This window comes from Streptomyces sp. R28 (genome assembly GCF_041052385.1).
In the GTDB taxonomy this organism is placed as follows: domain Bacteria; phylum Actinomycetota; class Actinomycetes; order Streptomycetales; family Streptomycetaceae; genus Streptomyces.
In genome coordinates, this window is sequence record NZ_CP163439.1 from 4,308,590 (window position 1) to 4,325,076 (window position 16,487).

At 65.5% G+C, this 16,487-nt stretch carries 8 protein-coding genes and 3 rRNA genes; 3 read left to right on the forward strand and 8 right to left on the reverse strand.

Annotated features, from left to right (window positions below; genetic code table 11):
- Positions 1-116: 116 nt before the first annotated feature.
- The 4 genes from rrf to AB5J49_RS18975 form a co-directional block, all read right to left on the reverse strand.
- Positions 117-233: ribosomal RNA gene (rrf, locus tag AB5J49_RS18960) — 5S ribosomal RNA — on the reverse strand.
- Between the two features lie 94 nt (positions 234-327).
- Positions 328-3,449: ribosomal RNA gene (locus AB5J49_RS18965) — 23S ribosomal RNA — on the reverse strand.
- Positions 3,450-3,754: 305 nt separating this feature from the next.
- A 16S ribosomal RNA gene (locus tag AB5J49_RS18970) occupies positions 3,755-5,280 on the reverse strand.
- Together the 16S, 23S and 5S rRNA genes form the textbook arrangement of a ribosomal RNA operon.
- A gap of 565 nt (positions 5,281-5,845) precedes the next feature.
- Positions 5,846-6,853, reverse strand: coding sequence for a stage II sporulation protein M (locus AB5J49_RS18975; RefSeq protein ID WP_369169808.1), 1,008 nt, complete (start codon positions 6,851-6,853; stop codon positions 5,846-5,848).
- A gap of 130 nt (positions 6,854-6,983) precedes the next feature.
- Here AB5J49_RS18975 and AB5J49_RS18980 point away from each other — a divergent pair, with 130 nt between their 5' ends.
- Positions 6,984-8,051 carry an RDD family protein gene (locus AB5J49_RS18980; protein WP_369169809.1) on the forward strand — a complete coding sequence of 356 codons (1,068 nt, stop codon included), beginning with the start codon at positions 6,984-6,986 and terminating at the stop codon, positions 8,049-8,051.
- 162 nt (positions 8,052-8,213) lie between these two features.
- Here AB5J49_RS18980 and AB5J49_RS18985 read toward each other — a convergent pair whose 3' ends face one another.
- A complete protein-coding gene (locus AB5J49_RS18985) occupies positions 8,214-8,828 on the reverse strand; it encodes a hypothetical protein (protein WP_369169810.1) in 615 nt (204 codons plus the stop codon).
- Positions 8,829-9,090: 262 nt separating this feature from the next.
- Positions 9,091-10,548: an adenosylhomocysteinase gene (gene ahcY, locus AB5J49_RS18990; RefSeq protein WP_369169811.1), complete on the reverse strand. Its 1,458-nt coding sequence runs from the start codon at positions 10,546-10,548 to the stop codon at positions 9,091-9,093.
- 502 nt (positions 10,549-11,050) lie between these two features.
- Between ahcY and AB5J49_RS18995 the strand changes: the two genes are divergently transcribed.
- Positions 11,051-13,171 (forward strand): fructose-specific PTS transporter subunit EIIC, encoded by a 2,121-nt coding sequence (locus AB5J49_RS18995; protein ID WP_369169812.1) that lies wholly within the window; start codon positions 11,051-11,053, stop codon positions 13,169-13,171.
- A 144-nt stretch (positions 13,172-13,315) separates the two neighbouring features.
- A complete protein-coding gene (gene lepB / locus AB5J49_RS19000) occupies positions 13,316-13,984 on the forward strand; it encodes a signal peptidase I (RefSeq protein WP_369169813.1) in 669 nt (222 codons plus the stop codon).
- A gap of 70 nt (positions 13,985-14,054) precedes the next feature.
- Here lepB and AB5J49_RS19005 read toward each other — a convergent pair whose 3' ends face one another.
- Positions 14,055-15,035: a cation diffusion facilitator family transporter gene (locus tag AB5J49_RS19005; RefSeq protein WP_369169814.1), complete on the reverse strand. Its 981-nt coding sequence runs from the start codon at positions 15,033-15,035 to the stop codon at positions 14,055-14,057.
- 172 nt (positions 15,036-15,207) lie between these two features.
- Positions 15,208-16,359 (reverse strand): mannose-6-phosphate isomerase, class I, encoded by a 1,152-nt coding sequence (gene manA / locus AB5J49_RS19010; protein WP_369169815.1) that lies wholly within the window; start codon positions 16,357-16,359, stop codon positions 15,208-15,210.
- Positions 16,360-16,487: the final 128 nt, after the last annotated feature.

The following is a 16,487-nucleotide window of genomic DNA, read 5'->3' on the forward strand; positions in this document are numbered from 1 at the left end:
GCCGCCGCGCGCCCCGCCGGCGACCATTTGCGGGACAGCTTTTAATCAGCGCGCGACCCTGAAATGCAGAAAGCCCCCGTGCCGGTATCCCCGGCCGGGGGCTTTCTCTAAAAGGAGTTCGGCGGCGTCCTACTCTCCCACAGGGTCCCCCCTGCAGTACCATCGGCGCTGTAAGGCTTAGCTTCCGGGTTCGGAATATAACCGGGCGTTTCCCTCACGCTATAACCACCGAAACACTATGAAACTGTCGAACCATGCCGCACCATACCGTGGCCTGGCATGGGGCTGTTCGTGGTTTCAGAACCAACACAGTGGACGCGAGCAACTGAGGACAAGCCCTCGGCCTATTAGTACCGGTCACCTCCACACGTTACCGTGCTTCCAGATCCGGCCTATCAACCCAGTCGTCTACTGGGAGCCTTACCCCATCAAGTGGGTGGGAATACTCATCTCGAAGCAGGCTTCCCGCTTAGATGCTTTCAGCGGTTATCCCTCCCGAACGTAGCCAACCAGCCATGCCCTTGGCAGAACAACTGGCACACCAGAGGTTCGTCCGTCCCGGTCCTCTCGTACTAGGGACAGCCCTTCTCAATATTCCTGCGCGCGCAGCGGATAGGGACCGAACTGTCTCACGACGTTCTAAACCCAGCTCGCGTACCGCTTTAATGGGCGAACAGCCCAACCCTTGGGACCGACTCCAGCCCCAGGATGCGACGAGCCGACATCGAGGTGCCAAACCATCCCGTCGATATGGACTCTTGGGGAAGATCAGCCTGTTATCCCCGGGGTACCTTTTATCCGTTGAGCGACGGCGCTTCCACAAGCCACCGCCGGATCACTAGTCCCGACTTTCGTCCCTGCTCGACCCGTCGGTCTCACAGTCAAGCTCCCTTGTGCACTTACACTCAACACCTGATTGCCAACCAGGCTGAGGGAACCTTTGGGCGCCTCCGTTACTCTTTAGGAGGCAACCGCCCCAGTTAAACTACCCATCAGACACTGTCCCTGATCCGGATCACGGACCCAGGTTAGACATCCAGCACGACCAGAGTGGTATTTCAACGGCGACTCCACGAACACTGGCGTGCCCGCTTCAAAGTCTCCCACCTATCCTACACAAGCCGAACCGAACACCAATATCAAACTGTAGTAAAGGTCCCGGGGTCTTTCCGTCCTGCTGCGCGAAACGAGCATCTTTACTCGTAGTGCAATTTCACCGGGCCTATGGTTGAGACAGTCGAGAAGTCGTTACGCCATTCGTGCAGGTCGGAACTTACCCGACAAGGAATTTCGCTACCTTAGGATGGTTATAGTTACCACCGCCGTTTACTGGCGCTTAAGTTCTCAGCTTCGCCAGGACGAATCCTGACTAACCGGTCCCCTTAACGTTCCAGCACCGGGCAGGCGTCAGTCCGTATACATCGCCTTACGGCTTCGCACGGACCTGTGTTTTTAGTAAACAGTCGCTTCTCGCTGGTCTCTGCGGCCACCCCCAGCTCGAGGAGCAAGTCCTCTCACCAAGCGTGGCCCCCCTTCTCCCGAAGTTACGGGGGCATTTTGCCGAGTTCCTTAACCATAGTTCACCCGAACGCCTCGGTATTCTCTACCTGACCACCTGAGTCGGTTTAGGGTACGGGCCGCCATGAAACTCGCTAGAGGCTTTTCTCGACAGCATAGGATCATCCACTTCACCACAATCGGCTCGGCATCAGGTCTCACCCTGTATGAATGGCGGATTTACCTACCACTCGGGCTACACCCTTACCCCGGGACAACCACCGCCCGGGATGGACTACCTTCCTGCGTCACCCCATCACTCACCTACTACAGGTCTGGTCCGTCGGCTCCACCACTCCCCTTTGCCCGAAGGCTCCAGGGCGGCTTCACGGACTTAGCATCGCCCGATTCAATGTTTGACGCTTCACAGCGGGTACCGGAATATCAACCGGTTATCCATCGACTACGCCTGTCGGCCTCGCCTTAGGTCCCGACTTACCCTGGGCAGATCAGCTTGACCCAGGAACCCTTAGTCAATCGGCGCACACGTTTCTCACGTGTGAATCGCTACTCATGCCTGCATTCTCACTCGTGAACCGTCCACAACTACCTTCCGGTGCTGCTTCACCCGGCACACGACGCTCCCCTACCCATCACGATCCCCGTTGGGGGTACATATCGCAATGACACGACTTCGGCGGTACGCTTGAGCCCCGCTACATTGTCGGCGCGGAATCACTAGACCAGTGAGCTATTACGCACTCTTTCAAGGGTGGCTGCTTCTAAGCCAACCTCCTGGTTGTCTCTGCGACTCCACATCCTTTCCCACTTAGCGTACGCTTAGGGGCCTTAGTCGATGCTCTGGGCTGTTTCCCTCTCGACCATGGAGCTTATCCCCCACAGTCTCACTGCCGCGCTCTCACTTACCGGCATTCGGAGTTTGGCTAAGGTCAGTAACCCGGTAGGGCCCATCGCCTATCCAGTGCTCTACCTCCGGCAAGAAACACACGACGCTGCACCTAAATGCATTTCGGGGAGAACCAGCTATCACGGAGTTTGATTGGCCTTTCACCCCTAACCACAGGTCATCCCCCAGGTTTTCAACCCTGGTGGGTTCGGTCCTCCACGAAGTCTTACCTCCGCTTCAACCTGCCCATGGCTAGATCACTCCGCTTCGGGTCTTGAGCGCGCTACTGAATCGCCCTATTCGGACTCGCTTTCGCTACGGCTTCCCCACACGGGTTAACCTCGCAACACACCGCAAACTCGCAGGCTCATTCTTCAAAAGGCACGCAGTCACGAGGCAAACACAAGTGCTTGCCCGACGCTCCCACGGCTTGTAGGCACACGGTTTCAGGTACTATTTCACTCCGCTCCCGCGGTACTTTTCACCATTCCCTCACGGTACTATCCGCTATCGGTCACCAGGGAATATTTAGGCTTAGCGGGTGGTCCCGCCAGATTCACACGGGATTTCTCGGGCCCCGTGCTACTTGGGTGTCTCTCAAACGAGCCGCTGACGTTTCGACTACGGGGGTCTTACCCTCTACGCCGGACCTTTCGCATGTCCTTCGCCTACATCAACGGTTTCTGACTCGTCCTGTTGCCGGCAGACAACAGAAGAGAGATCCCACAACCCCGCATACGCAACCCCTGCCGGGTCTCACACGTATACGGTTTAGCCTCATCCGGTTTCGCTCGCCACTACTCCCGGAATCACGGTTGTTTTCTCTTCCTGCGGGTACTGAGATGTTTCACTTCCCCGCGTTCCCTCCACATACCCTATGTGTTCAGGTATGGGTGACAGCCCATGACGACTGCCGGGTTTCCCCATTCGGAAACCCCCGGATCAAAGCCTGGTTGACGACTCCCCGGGGACTATCGTGGCCTCCCACGTCCTTCATCGGTTCCTGGTGCCAAGGCATCCACCGTGCGCCCTTAAAAACTTGGCCACAGATGCTCGCGTCCACTGTGCAGTTCTCAAACAACGACCAGCCACCCATCACCCCGAACCAACCGGTTCGAGTTCACTGGGGCCGGCATCACGAGGGAATTCATTCCCTCAGACACCCAACAGCGTGCCCGACACCCTCGCCACTCATGATCAGCGTTCCACACTCCGAAGAGCAGTACTGGCAGCCCGAGATGACTGAAAGTGCCGAATAATCAACGTTCCACCCATGAGCAACCAGCATCAGACATTCGCTGATGTACTGGCCTCTGAACCAGGCAAGCCCGGCTTAGAAGTGCTCCTTAGAAAGGAGGTGATCCAGCCGCACCTTCCGGTACGGCTACCTTGTTACGACTTCGTCCCAATCGCCAGTCCCACCTTCGACAGCTCCCTCCCACAAGGGGTTGGGCCACCGGCTTCGGGTGTTACCGACTTTCGTGACGTGACGGGCGGTGTGTACAAGGCCCGGGAACGTATTCACCGCAGCAATGCTGATCTGCGATTACTAGCAACTCCGACTTCATGGGGTCGAGTTGCAGACCCCAATCCGAACTGAGACAGGCTTTTTGAGATTCGCTCCACCTCACGGTATCGCAGCTCATTGTACCTGCCATTGTAGCACGTGTGCAGCCCAAGACATAAGGGGCATGATGACTTGACGTCGTCCCCACCTTCCTCCGAGTTGACCCCGGCGGTCTCCTGTGAGTCCCCATCACCCCGAAGGGCATGCTGGCAACACAGGACAAGGGTTGCGCTCGTTGCGGGACTTAACCCAACATCTCACGACACGAGCTGACGACAGCCATGCACCACCTGTACACCGACCACAAGGGGGCGACCATCTCTGGCCGTTTCCGGTGTATGTCAAGCCTTGGTAAGGTTCTTCGCGTTGCGTCGAATTAAGCCACATGCTCCGCTGCTTGTGCGGGCCCCCGTCAATTCCTTTGAGTTTTAGCCTTGCGGCCGTACTCCCCAGGCGGGGAACTTAATGCGTTAGCTGCGGCACCGACGACGTGGAATGTCGCCAACACCTAGTTCCCACCGTTTACGGCGTGGACTACCAGGGTATCTAATCCTGTTCGCTCCCCACGCTTTCGCTCCTCAGCGTCAGTAATGGCCCAGAGATCCGCCTTCGCCACCGGTGTTCCTCCTGATATCTGCGCATTTCACCGCTACACCAGGAATTCCGATCTCCCCTACCACACTCTAGCTAGCCCGTATCGAATGCAGACCCGGGGTTAAGCCCCGGGCTTTCACACCCGACGTGACAAGCCGCCTACGAGCTCTTTACGCCCAATAATTCCGGACAACGCTTGCGCCCTACGTATTACCGCGGCTGCTGGCACGTAGTTAGCCGGCGCTTCTTCTGCAGGTACCGTCACTTTCGCTTCTTCCCTGCTGAAAGAGGTTTACAACCCGAAGGCCGTCATCCCTCACGCGGCGTCGCTGCATCAGGCTTTCGCCCATTGTGCAATATTCCCCACTGCTGCCTCCCGTAGGAGTCTGGGCCGTGTCTCAGTCCCAGTGTGGCCGGTCGCCCTCTCAGGCCGGCTACCCGTCGTCGCCTTGGTGAGCCATTACCTCACCAACAAGCTGATAGGCCGCGGGCTCATCCTTCACCGCCGGAGCTTTCGACCCCCACCCATGCGAGTGGAAGTGATATCCGGTATTAGACCCCGTTTCCAGGGCTTGTCCCAGAGTGAAGGGCAGATTGCCCACGTGTTACTCACCCGTTCGCCACTAATCCCCACCGAAGTGGTTCATCGTTCGACTTGCATGTGTTAAGCACGCCGCCAGCGTTCGTCCTGAGCCAGGATCAAACTCTCCGTGAATGTTTTCCCGTAATCGGGACCACACATCACGAGAGCGGAACAGCCAGGCGGAATAAGCCCGGCCGTTCACAGCGTCCTCGCTGTGTTTTTTCAAAGGAACCTCGCCCCGACCATGACGGCCGGAGACGGGGTATCAACATATCTGGCGTTGATTTTTGGCACGCTGTTGAGTTCTCAAGGAACGGACGCTTCCTTTGTACTCACCCTCTCGGGCTTTCCTCCGGGCGCTTCCCTTCGGTCTTGCGTTTCCGACTCTATCAGATCCTTTTCCGATCCGATTTCCTCGGTGCTTTCCAGGTTCCCGCTCTCGCGTTTCCCTTTCCGGCGGTTCCGACTTTATCAGAAGTTCCGGGCCGGACTGACCGGCCACTCATTTCCGAAATCATCGGGAGGGGCTTCTTCGGGAATCGATGTTCCACTGAAGCAGACAGATACTCACTCTGCCCGGTGTGGGATCTACATCCTCTTCCAGGCAACTGTTCGAATCTACCTCCCCAGTCGCTCCGTGTCAACGGCTCTTGTGGGGCGAAGAGGAGACTAGCAGCTCAGCAGGGGTGTTCGCACATCAAGCGGCCGTCGGCACGGCGGCGCTTCGCTCGGCCGCCTCGATGTCGCCCGTCTCACCGGCGCGGGCGGCACGTCCACCGAGGACATAGACGTATGCGAGGAAGGCCAGCTCGGCTGCGATGCCGATGCTGATGCGCGCCCACGTAGGCAGGCCCGACGGGGTGACGAAGCCTTCTATGGCGCCGGAGACGAAGAGAACTAGGGCGAGGCCTATCGCCATGCCTATTGCGGCTCGGCCTTCCTCGGCGAGGGCGGAGCGTCGGGTGCGGGGGCCTGGGTCTATGAGGGTCCAACCAAGGCGTAGGCCTGTGCCGGCGGCGACGAAGACGGCGGTCAGTTCGAGGAGACCGTGGGGCAGGACGAGGCCGAGGAAGGTGTCCAGACGTCCTGCCGAGGACATCAGGCCGAAGCCGACACCAAGGTTGAGCATGTTCTGGAAGAGGATCCAGAGGACCGGGAGGCCGAGGAAGACGCCGAGTATCAGACACAGGGCGGCGGCCCAGGCGTTGTTCGTCCAGACCTGGGCTGCGAAGGAGGCCGCTGGGTGGCTGGAGTAGTACGTCTCGTACTGGCCGCCGGGGCGGGTGAGCTCGCGGAGTTCACCGGGGGCCGCGATGGTGGCCTGTACTTCGGGGTGCGTGCTGATCCACCAGCCCAGGAGAGCCGCGACGAGGGTGGACAGGAGCGCTGTGGGCACCCACCAGTGGCGTGATCGGTAGACCGCGGCGGGGAAGCTGTGGGCCAGGAAGCGGGTGACATCGCGCCAGGAGGCGCGTCGCGTGCCTGTTACGGCACTACGCGCGTGTGCCACCAGTTGGCTGAGCCGGCCCGTCAACTGCGGGTCCGGGGCGCTGGACTGGATCAGGGACAGGTGGGTGGCGGTGCGCTGGTAGAGGGCGACGAGTTCGTCGGCCTCGGCGCCTGTGAGGCGGCGCTGGCGCCCGAGCAGGGCGTCGAGGCGGTCCCACTCGGCTCGGTGGGCGGCGACGAAGACGTCGAGGTCCATCTGCTTTCCTGCTCCCCGGCTGTTCGTCGGCGACTCGTCGTTGGTGTCAGCTTGTCGTACTGCAGCGCGATGCGCCCTCAGCTTGGCAGACTGGCCATTCCAGGGGCAGGTCAGGGGAAGGACGGACCGTGTGAGTGAGCTGGTGACGGGCGAGGCGGTGGCGCTGGAGCTGCGCCCTGCGAAGCTGCCCAGCAGGGCGCTGGCCGTGCTGCTCGATCTGGCCGCGGCGGTGATCGCCTACATCGTCGTGACCATTGGTGTGGTGGCTGCTACCGCTTCCCTGGACGAGGCGGCGCAGACCGCGCTGTCGATCGCGATGTTCGTTCTGCTGCTGGTCGGTGGGCCGATTGCGGTCGAGACACTCAGCCACGGGCGCTCTCTCGGGAAGTTGGCATGCGGGCTGCGGGTGGTGCGTGATGACGGCGGACCGATCCGGTTCCGGCACGCTCTGGTGCGTGGCCTCATAGGTGTGATCGAGATTCTGATGACGCTCGGCGTCGTCGCCGTCATCGCTTCGCTCGTGTCCGCGCGCGGGCGGCGGCTCGGTGACGTGTTCGCCGGGACTCTCGTCGTACGGGAACGAGTCCCCCTCACGCGGACGGGTTTCGTTCCCCCGCCTCCGCCGTGGTTGGCGGGACGGTTCTCGGGGCTTGACCTGTCGGCGGTTCCGGATGGGCTGTGGCTGGCCATCCGCCAGTACCTGACGCGGATGCAGCAACTCGACCCGCAGGTCGGATGGAGTATGGCGGAGCGGCTCGCTACGGATCTGGCGGCGCGGACGGGCACTCCGGCCCCGCAGGGCGTGCCGGCGGCGGCCTATCTCGCAGCGGTTCTGCAAGAACGGCAAGCGCGGGAGGCGCGGCGCGCGTTCGGGAAGGGGCCGACCGCGGGTGGGGTGCCTGCTGGTGCCGGCGCGGCAGGTGGCGCGAGCCCTGTGGGTGGAGTGAGCCCTGGGGGTATTGCGGAGGCTGTGACTGGTGCTCCGGGTGCGTACGGCCCGCCGGCCATGCCGCCCGCTGCTGCTCCCTCTCTGCCTGGCGCGTACGGCGCAGGGGAGGCTTCGCTCAGTACTCATCCCGCAGTTCGGGAAGACGGGGATCATTCCCCCGTATCGCAGGACTCAGTGCAGCAGGCCCCGGCGCCGCAGGATGCGCCGTCGATCGACCGGCCCACCACCGGCTTCGTCCCACCGGCGTAGCACGCGGCGGCCAGGACGGGGCGCCGAGACGGACTGACGGTCCGCGAGTCCGGCCGACTGGCCCGACTGGCCTCCTGGCCGCGGGGAACTGCCCCGCGCCCGGCCCGCTCTCCGCGTCGGCTGACTGCCTGCCCCCCTGCCTTCCCGTATGCCCGGCGTCGCTCAAGCGAACGTCGACGGCGGCGAGTCCAAGTCCTCGAGTTCGATGCCGGGTGCCGCGAGGACCACGTCGCCCGCGATGTGTACGGCGTGCTGCTCGCCCGTGTCCAGGGCTGTGACCTGGTATTCGTCCACGGTCAGGGGGGCGTTGTCAGTGGCGTGTGTTTCTCTGTTCACCAAGGCCCAGGACTGGTCCACGGTGCGGGGGGCGAGGACCGGGTCCGTGAGGGCCACGAGGCGTACGCGGGTTGCCGAGGCGGAAGGGGTGAGGCGCAGGAGACGAGTGGTGGCGATGAGGAACGCGGGGGACGTCCCGGTGAAGGCATGGGCGCGCACATTGCCTTCCGTGGCGTGAGTCCCGGTGGGGTCGGTACGGACCCAGGTGACGCCCTCGATGGCGGCGCCGCGTACCTGCCAGCCACCGGCGTGGAGTTCGAGACGGATGGGGCGGCCGAGCTCGTCGAGGGCGAGGTCGACCGAGCCGCTGTGGTCGCCCGCAGGGGTGGTCAGCTGGGAGACGTAGCGCCAGCCGGAAGGGCCGGGGGCGCAGTGGAAGTGCTCTTCTGCGAGGGGGGTGTGATCGTGCGGATCGTGGAGCGAATAACGGCCGCGGGGCATCGGGGTCCTGGAGCTTGACGGGCTGGTCCGGCCACACGGCCGAAGTGGTCACGCGGGCCAATGGGGCAGGCCCCCGACACGGGGGTGCGGGGGCCTGCCTCTGAGGATCTGCTGCTGAGAGCGCGCCAGTGCACGGGCGCCCTCTCGGGCAACTGCCATGCCGACCTCGTTCGCCGGAAACTGCCGTGCGTATCCCGTCGCCCGGCAGCCCGGCTCAAGAGGCCCGGTGTGCAGCAGTAACACCGCTCGGCAGCGGCTCGGCTCAGTACCGGTAGTGGTCCGGCTTGTACGGGCCCTCGACCTCGACGCCGATGTACGCGGCCTGCTCGGGGCGGAGCGTCGTCAGCTTCACACCGAGCGCGGCCAGGTGGAGGCGGGCGACCTTCTCGTCCAGGTGCTTGGGCAGCGTGTACACACCGGTCGGGTAGGCGTCCGGCTTGGTGAACAGCTCGATCTGGGCCAGGGTCTGGTCCGCGAAGGAGTTGGACATCACGAAGGACGGGTGACCGGTGGCGTTGCCCAGGTTCAGCAGGCGGCCCTCGGACAGGACGATGAGGACCTTGCCGTCGGGGAAGGTCCAGGTGTGGACCTGCGGCTTGACCTCGTCCTTGACGATGCCCGGGATCTTGGCGAGGCCGGCCATGTCGATCTCGTTGTCGAAGTGGCCGATGTTGCCGACGATCGCCTGGTGCTTCATCTTGGCCATGTCCGCGGCCATGATGATGTCCTTGTTGCCGGTCGTGGTGATGAAGATGTCGGCCTTGTCGATGACCTCGTCGAGGGTCGTGACCTGGTAGCCGTCCATCGCCGCCTGCAGGGCGCAGATCGGGTCGATCTCGGTGACGATCACGCGGGCGCCCTGTCCGCGCAGGGACTCCGCGCAGCCCTTGCCCACGTCGCCGTAGCCGCAGACGACCGCGGTCTTGCCGCCGATCAGGACGTCGGTGGCGCGGTTGATGCCGTCGATCAGGGAGTGGCGGCAGCCGTACTTGTTGTCGAACTTCGACTTGGTGACGGCGTCGTTGACGTTGATCGCCGGGAAAAGGAGGATGCCGTCGCGCTGCATCTCGTACAGGCGGTGGACGCCGGTCGTGGTCTCCTCGGTCACGCCGCGGATCTCGGAGGACAGCTGGGTCCACTTCTGCGAGCCGTCCGTGATGGTGCGGTGCAGGAGTTCGAGGATGACGCGGTGCTCGTCGGACTCGGCGGTGTCGACGTCCGGGACCTTGCCGTCCTTCTCGTACTCGACGCCCTTGTGGACGAGGAGGGTGGCGTCACCACCGTCGTCCAGGATCATGTTCGGGCCGCCGGTGGGGGTGTTCGGCCAGGTCAGGGCCTGCTCCGTGCACCACCAGTACTCCTCCAGGGTCTCGCCCTTCCAGGCGAAGACCGGGATGCCCTGGGGGTTGTCGGGCGTGCCGTTGGGGCCGACGGCGATCGCGGCGGCGGCGTGGTCCTGGGTGGAGAAGATGTTGCAGGACGCCCAGCGGACCTCGGCGCCGAGGGCGGCCAGGGTCTCGATGAGGACGGCGGTCTGCACGGTCATGTGCAGGGAGCCGGTGATGCGGGCGCCGGCCAGCGGCTGCGCCTCGGCGTACTCCTTGCGGATCGCCATCAGGCCGGGCATCTCGTGCTCGGCGAGGGTGATCTCCTTGCGGCCGAACTCGGCCAGGGAGAGGTCGGCGACCTTGAAGTCCTGTCGGTTCTCGACAGTCGTCATTGCGAGCTGCTCCTCGGGGTTTGGGGCGAGGGTGGGTACGGCTGGTCTGCGCGGCGACGGACACCGGGGTGCCCGAAGAGGACACAGGCATGCCCGCGTACGCGCAGCGCAGTCCGTCGGAGGCCCTCTCTCCCTCGGTCGGTCCGCGGAGGGACCGCCCGACCGCCATCAGCAGCGACGTCTGGCTCTGCCCCAAGCTACACCGGGAGGCCCGGCGGCCCCCAGTCCGCCTGCGTAGAGATCAGGCCATCAAGGGAGTCGTGCAGGGGGCGAGGGGGCCTTCATGGGCGGGTGGGAGGTCAGGTGACGGTCGGGTGCGGGAGCGATCACAGGACACCAACGAACCGTGAACAGGAGGCGGCAGACCGGGACGATGCGGGATCTTTGCGCCTTTGAGTCTGCGGCGTGGTGGTGCAGGATGCCGGGGAATCGGAACATCTGATCGATCTTGCGGGACGTCCGGGACGGCGTTTTCGCATGACAAAGGCGTTAGGAGATCGACGTGACAAGTCCGGCCGACCCTCCCCCCACGGCCAGCGGCGGTGGCGAGCGGAAGCGGTTGAAGCTGCTCGCGGTGACCGCCTGCCCGACCGGCATCGCGCATACGTACATGGCGGCGGAGAAGCTCGCGCAGGCTGCCGAGAGCCGCGATATCGAGATGAAGGTGGAGACCCAGGGATCCATCGGGGCTGAAAACGTCCTCGATGACAACGATGTCAAGCAAGCGGACGGCATCATCGTCGCCGCGGACAAAGACGTGGACCTGAGCCGTTTCGCGGGCAAGCGGGTGCTCACCGTCGGGGTGGCCGAAGGCATTCACCATCCCGAGCGGCTGATCGAGCGGGTGCTGGCCGCGCCCGTGTACGAGGCGGGGGCCGTGTCCGCGGCCTCGGCGGCCGGCAGTGGCGGCGGCAAGGAGCGGAGCGTCGGGTACAAGGCGCTGATGAACGGGGTCAGTTACATGATCCCGTTCGTCGTGGTCGGCGGACTGCTGATCGCGATCTCGCTCTCACTGGGCGGCCACACGGACCCGTCCGGCGGTCTGGTCATCCCGAAGGACTCCTTCTGGATGGACATCAACAACATCGGCGTCATCGGCTTCACACTGATGGTGCCGATTCTGTCCGGCTACATCGCGTATGCCATCGGGGACCGGCCCGCGCTCGTGCCGGGCATGATCGGCGGCTGGATCGCCAACACGGGTTCGCTGTACGACTCCAAGGCGGGCGCGGGCTTCATCGGGGCGATCGTGACCGGGTTCCTCGCCGGGTATCTGGTGTTGTGGATCAAGAAGGTCAAGGTCCCGAAGTTCGTGCAGCCGATCATGCCGATCATCGTGATCCCGATCGTGGCGACCACGGCGCTCGGGCTGTTCTTCATCTACGTCATCGGGAAGCCGATCTCCTGGGTGTTCGAGCACCTGACCAGCTGGCTCAGCGGGATGACCGGCACGAGTGCGATCCTGCTCGGTGCGATTCTCGGGCTGATGATCGCGTTCGACATGGGCGGGCCGGTCAACAAGACGGCGTTCCTGTTCGGCGCCGGCCTCATCGCGACCGGCAACCAGACGGTCATGGGCATGTGCGCGGCCGCGATCCCGGTCATGCCGTTGGGGCAGGGCCTGGCCACGCTGATACGTAAGCGGCTGTACACCGAGCAGGAGCGGGAGACCGGGCTCGCCTCGCTGTTCATGGGCTGCTTCGGCATCTCCGAGGGCGCGATCCCGTTCGCCGCGGCGCGGCCCGCGCAGGTCATCCCCGCCAACATGCTCGGCGGCGCGGTGGCCGGCGCCGTCGCCGGGGTCGCCGGGGTCGAGGACGCGGTGCCGCACGGCGGGCCGATCGTGGCCGTGCTGGGCGCGGTGAACGGCGTACCGATGTTCTTCGTGGCCGTGGTGATCGGCTCGGTCGTCACCGCGCTGACCACGGTCGCGCTGATCGACCTGCGCGAGCGCAGGCTGCGTGGCGAGGCGGTCGTCGGCACCGGCACGGGTACGGGTACTGGTACGGCAGGTCCCGAGCCCGCGCTGGTCGGGGCGGGCGTCGGGGTGGCGGGTGCTGGTGCCGTCCTGGAGGGGGGGGCCGTACGGGAGCCGGCGGCGGCCGCGACGAGCGTGGACAGTACTGCAGCTGCGGAGACCGCTACGCCCGCAGAGGGCGCCGCGGCCGAGGATCTCTCCGGTTACCTCACCGAGCAGACCGTGAAGGTCGAACTCGACGCGGATGACAAGGAGTCCGCGATCCGGGAGATGGCCGCGTTGCTGGCGCGGACCGGCAGGGTCGCGGATGTGGACGAGTTGGTGGCGACCGCCCTCCGGCGGGAGGCGCAGGGGACGACCGGGCTCGGGGAGGAGATCGCGATTCCGCATGCCAAGACGGATGCGGTGACGGCGCCGGTCGTCGGTTTCGCGCGGTCCGCCGAGGGCGTCGAGTGGGGCTCGCTGGACGGTACGAAGGCGAGGCTGGTGTTCATGATCGCCGTACCGGAGGCGGCCGCGGGCGACGAGCACCTGCGGATTCTGGCGCTGTTGTCGCGGAAGTTGATGGACGCCGGGTTCCGGGACCGGCTGCTGGCGGCCGGGGACGACGGCACGGTGCTCGGCGTGCTGGGCGAGATCCAGTAGCCGGGGCGGGGAACGCAGAAGCGAGCGAGGTGCGGTAGCCGAAGTGCGGGCCCGCGGCCGTCACGCCGTGGGCCCGCGCGGACGCGTCACGGCCGGCCGCTACTCTCTGCCGCCGCGGACGTTCCGCCTGGGGAGGGAGTGCCGATGGAGCAGGGGCGAAGACTCGCGGTCACGGCGTGGGTGGTGGGCCCTGTGGGGCTGGTGCTGGTGATCGCCTCCGTGCTGTGGCTGCGGACGGGCTATGTGCTGTCCAGCGTGTCGAGCGAGAGCATGAGGCCCACGTACGACATCGGCGACCGGATCGTCGCCGAGCGGGTGGGCGTGGAAGAGGTGGGGCGGGGCGACGTGGTGCTGTACACGGCGCCGGAGCGCTATCAGAGCAGGGCCGTCGTGCAGCGCGTCATCGGCGTCGGCGGCGACCGCGTCGTCTGCTGCGAAGGCGCGGGCACGGCGCGGGAGCGGCTCACCGTCAACGGGACGCCGCTCAGCGAGTCGTATGTGAAGGACGGCGTCGCCGACGGGATGCAGCGCCCGTACGACGTGACGGTGCCCGAAGGCCGGCTGTTCCTGCTCGGCGACCACCGTCTGAACTCGCGTGACTCCCGTTTCTTCGCCGAGGACCACGGTGGGACGGTGCCCGTCGGCGCGGTCATGGGCCGGGTGACCGACAGCTATGTGCTGCCGGCGCTGCTCGCCGTGGCCACGCTGCTCGGGCTTCTTCTCGCCGTCGCCGGAATCGTCTGCGGGGTCGCGGCGCGGAACGTACGGCGGCGGCCGGCGGCGCAGTTGGCGCTGTGGCCCCCGCACTTGTGAGGGAACCCGCTGCCAGGGATACGCGAGGGGGCCCGCCGATCGACTCGGCGGGCCCCCGTCGTACGGAAGCTCAGTGCTCGGCGCCCTGCTGCGTCGGTCCTCCGGGCGTCGCCTCGCGGTCGGCGCCCTTGGCTGCCTCGGTCTCGCTGTAGATGTCGGGCTCGAGGTAGATCACGCGGGCGATCGGGACGGCCTCGCGGATGCGGCCCTCGGCGGCGTTGATGGCGGAGGCGACCTCGGTGGCCGTGTCGTCGTGCTGGACGGCGATCTTGGCGGCGACCAGGAGCTCCTCGGGGCCGAGGTGGAGCGTGCGCATGTGGATGATGCGGGTGACGGTGTCGCCGTCGACGATGGCGGCCTCGATCTTCTGGACGTTCTCGACGCCCGCGGCCTCACCGAGCAGCAGCGACTTGGTCTCGACGGCCAGGACGACGGCGATCAGGACGAGCAGGATGCCGATGCAGACGGTGCCGATGCCGTCCCAGACGCCGTCGCCGGTGAGCAGGGCCAGGCCGACGCCGCCCAGGGCGAGGACCAGACCGACCAGCGCGCCGAGGTCCTCCAGGAGGACGACGGGCAGCTCGGGGGCCTTGGCGTGGCGGACGAAATCCTTCCAGGACTTCCTTCCGCGCAGGACGTTGGACTCCTTGATGGCCGTGCGGAAGGAGAAGCCCTCGGCGATGATCGCGAAGACGAGAACGCCGACCGGCCAGTACCAGTGCTCGATCTCGTGCGGGTGCTTGATCTTCTCGTAGCCCTCGTAGAGCGCGAACATGCCGCCGACCGAGAACAGGATGATCGAGACGAGGAAGGCGTAGATGTAACGCTCGCGGCCGTAACCGAAGGGGTGCTGCGGCGTCGCCTCGCGCTGGGCCTTCTTGCCGCCGACCAGCAGTAGGGCCTGGTTGCCGGAGTCCGCGAGCGAGTGCACGCCCTCGGCGAGCATCGACGACGAGCCGCTGAACGCGAACGCCACGAATTTCGATGCCGCGATCGCGAGGTTGGCGGCGAGTGCCGCCACGATCGCCTTGGTACCGCCTGCCGCGCTCATGTGTCGCGTTGTCCCTTCGCCTTCGTAGGCCTTCGTAGCCTTCGTACGTACTCCGTCCAGGCGTCGCCGAGGGGAGCGCGTGGCCCCCGATCGGCTTTGCCCGTCCTTTGCCGGTGCGCCATTGTTGCAGCCCGGTCCGACAACGGTGCGCCGGGTCGTCCGACGCCCTCGGTCAGGCGACGACCGTGGCCCGGAAGACCGTACCGGCACCGGATACTTCGGCCTTTTCGCCTGCCGGTACGAAGACCGACTGACCCGGCGTCAGCTCATGCTCCCCGGCGCGGACGGCGCCCGCCGTGCAGAGCAGGATCTGCGGGGTCGCGCGCGTGAAGTCGTGCGCGGTGGTGCCCTCCGGGAGGACGTAGCGGGACAGCCGGAACTCGTCGATCGGGGTCTCGTAGACCTCCTCGCCGTCCGGGGACGCCTCCGGGCGCAGCACGCCGGGGTCGCCGGCCTCGAAGCGGACGATGCGCAGGAGTTCGGGGACGTCGACGTGCTTGGGGGTCAGGCCGCAGCGCAGGACGTTGTCGGAGTTGGCCATGATCTCGACGCCGAGGCCGCTCAGATAGGCGTGCGGGATGCCGGCGCCGAGGAACAGGGCCTCGCCGGGCTGGAGTCGGACGTAGTTGAGGAGCATGGCGGCGATGACGCCGGGGTCGCCCGGGTAGTGGTGGGCGATGTCGGCGTACGGGGCGTAGTCGCCGCCGAGGCGGGAGCAGGCGGCCGCGGCCTCGGCGACGGTGTGGGCCATCTCGTCCGGGTCGGCGGTGAGGACGGCGGTGAGGACCTCACGCAGCGCCGCCTCCTCGGGGTGCGCGTGCAGCAGGTCGACGTACGGCTTGAGGGAGTCGACGCCGAGGCCGTCGAGCAGGTCGGCGGCTCGGAGCGGGTCGCGGAAGCCGCACAGGCCGTCGAACTCGGTGAGCGCGCAGATCAGTTCGGGCTTGTGGTTGGCGTCCTTGTAGTTGCGGTGGCCTGCGCCCACGGGGATGTTGCGGCGCTCCTCGTCCTCGTAACCCTCCTTCGCCTGCGCCAGGTCGGGGTGCACCTGGAGGGAGAGCGGGGCGCCGGCGGCGAGGATCTTGAGGAGGAAGGGCAGGCGGGGGCCGAACTTCGCCACGGCCGCGGCGCCCAGCTCGCGCTCCGGGTCGGCCTCGACGACCTCGACGAGCGTCCCGCGCTCGGTGCGCGAGGGTGCGCCCGGGTGCGCGCCCATCCACATCTCCGCCTGCGGTTCGCCGGTCGGCTCGATGCCGAGGAGCTGCGGGATCGCGGTGGTGGAACCCCAGGCGTAGGGGCGGATGGTGTTGTCGAGGCGGTCCATGCGGTTGTCTGCCTGCTCTCTGTGCGTGACGCCGGGTTTCTTCGGGATCTCATCGGTAGGACGCCGGGTTCGCCTTGTGTACGACTGCTGGTTCCTTGTGCGTACGGCTGTCACGGCGTCCTGGGACA

What these genes read in the sequence shown, in the direction of transcription:
- lepB (WP_369169813.1), top strand. Translation starts at nt 13,316, where the DNA reads ATGGAGCAGGGGCGAAGACTCGCGGTCACGGCGTGGGTGGTGGGCCCT.
- AB5J49_RS19005 (WP_369169814.1), bottom strand. Translation starts at nt 15,035, where the DNA reads ATGAGCGCGGCAGGCGGTACCAAGGCGATCGTGGCGGCACTCGCCGCC.
- AB5J49_RS18985 (WP_369169810.1), bottom strand. Translation starts at nt 8,828, where the DNA reads ATGCCCCGCGGCCGTTATTCGCTCCACGATCCGCACGATCACACCCCC.
- ahcY (WP_369169811.1), bottom strand. Translation starts at nt 10,548, where the DNA reads ATGACGACTGTCGAGAACCGACAGGACTTCAAGGTCGCCGACCTCTCC.
- manA (WP_369169815.1), bottom strand. Translation starts at nt 16,359, where the DNA reads ATGGACCGCCTCGACAACACCATCCGCCCCTACGCCTGGGGTTCCACC.
- AB5J49_RS18975 (WP_369169808.1), bottom strand. Translation starts at nt 6,853, where the DNA reads ATGGACCTCGACGTCTTCGTCGCCGCCCACCGAGCCGAGTGGGACCGC.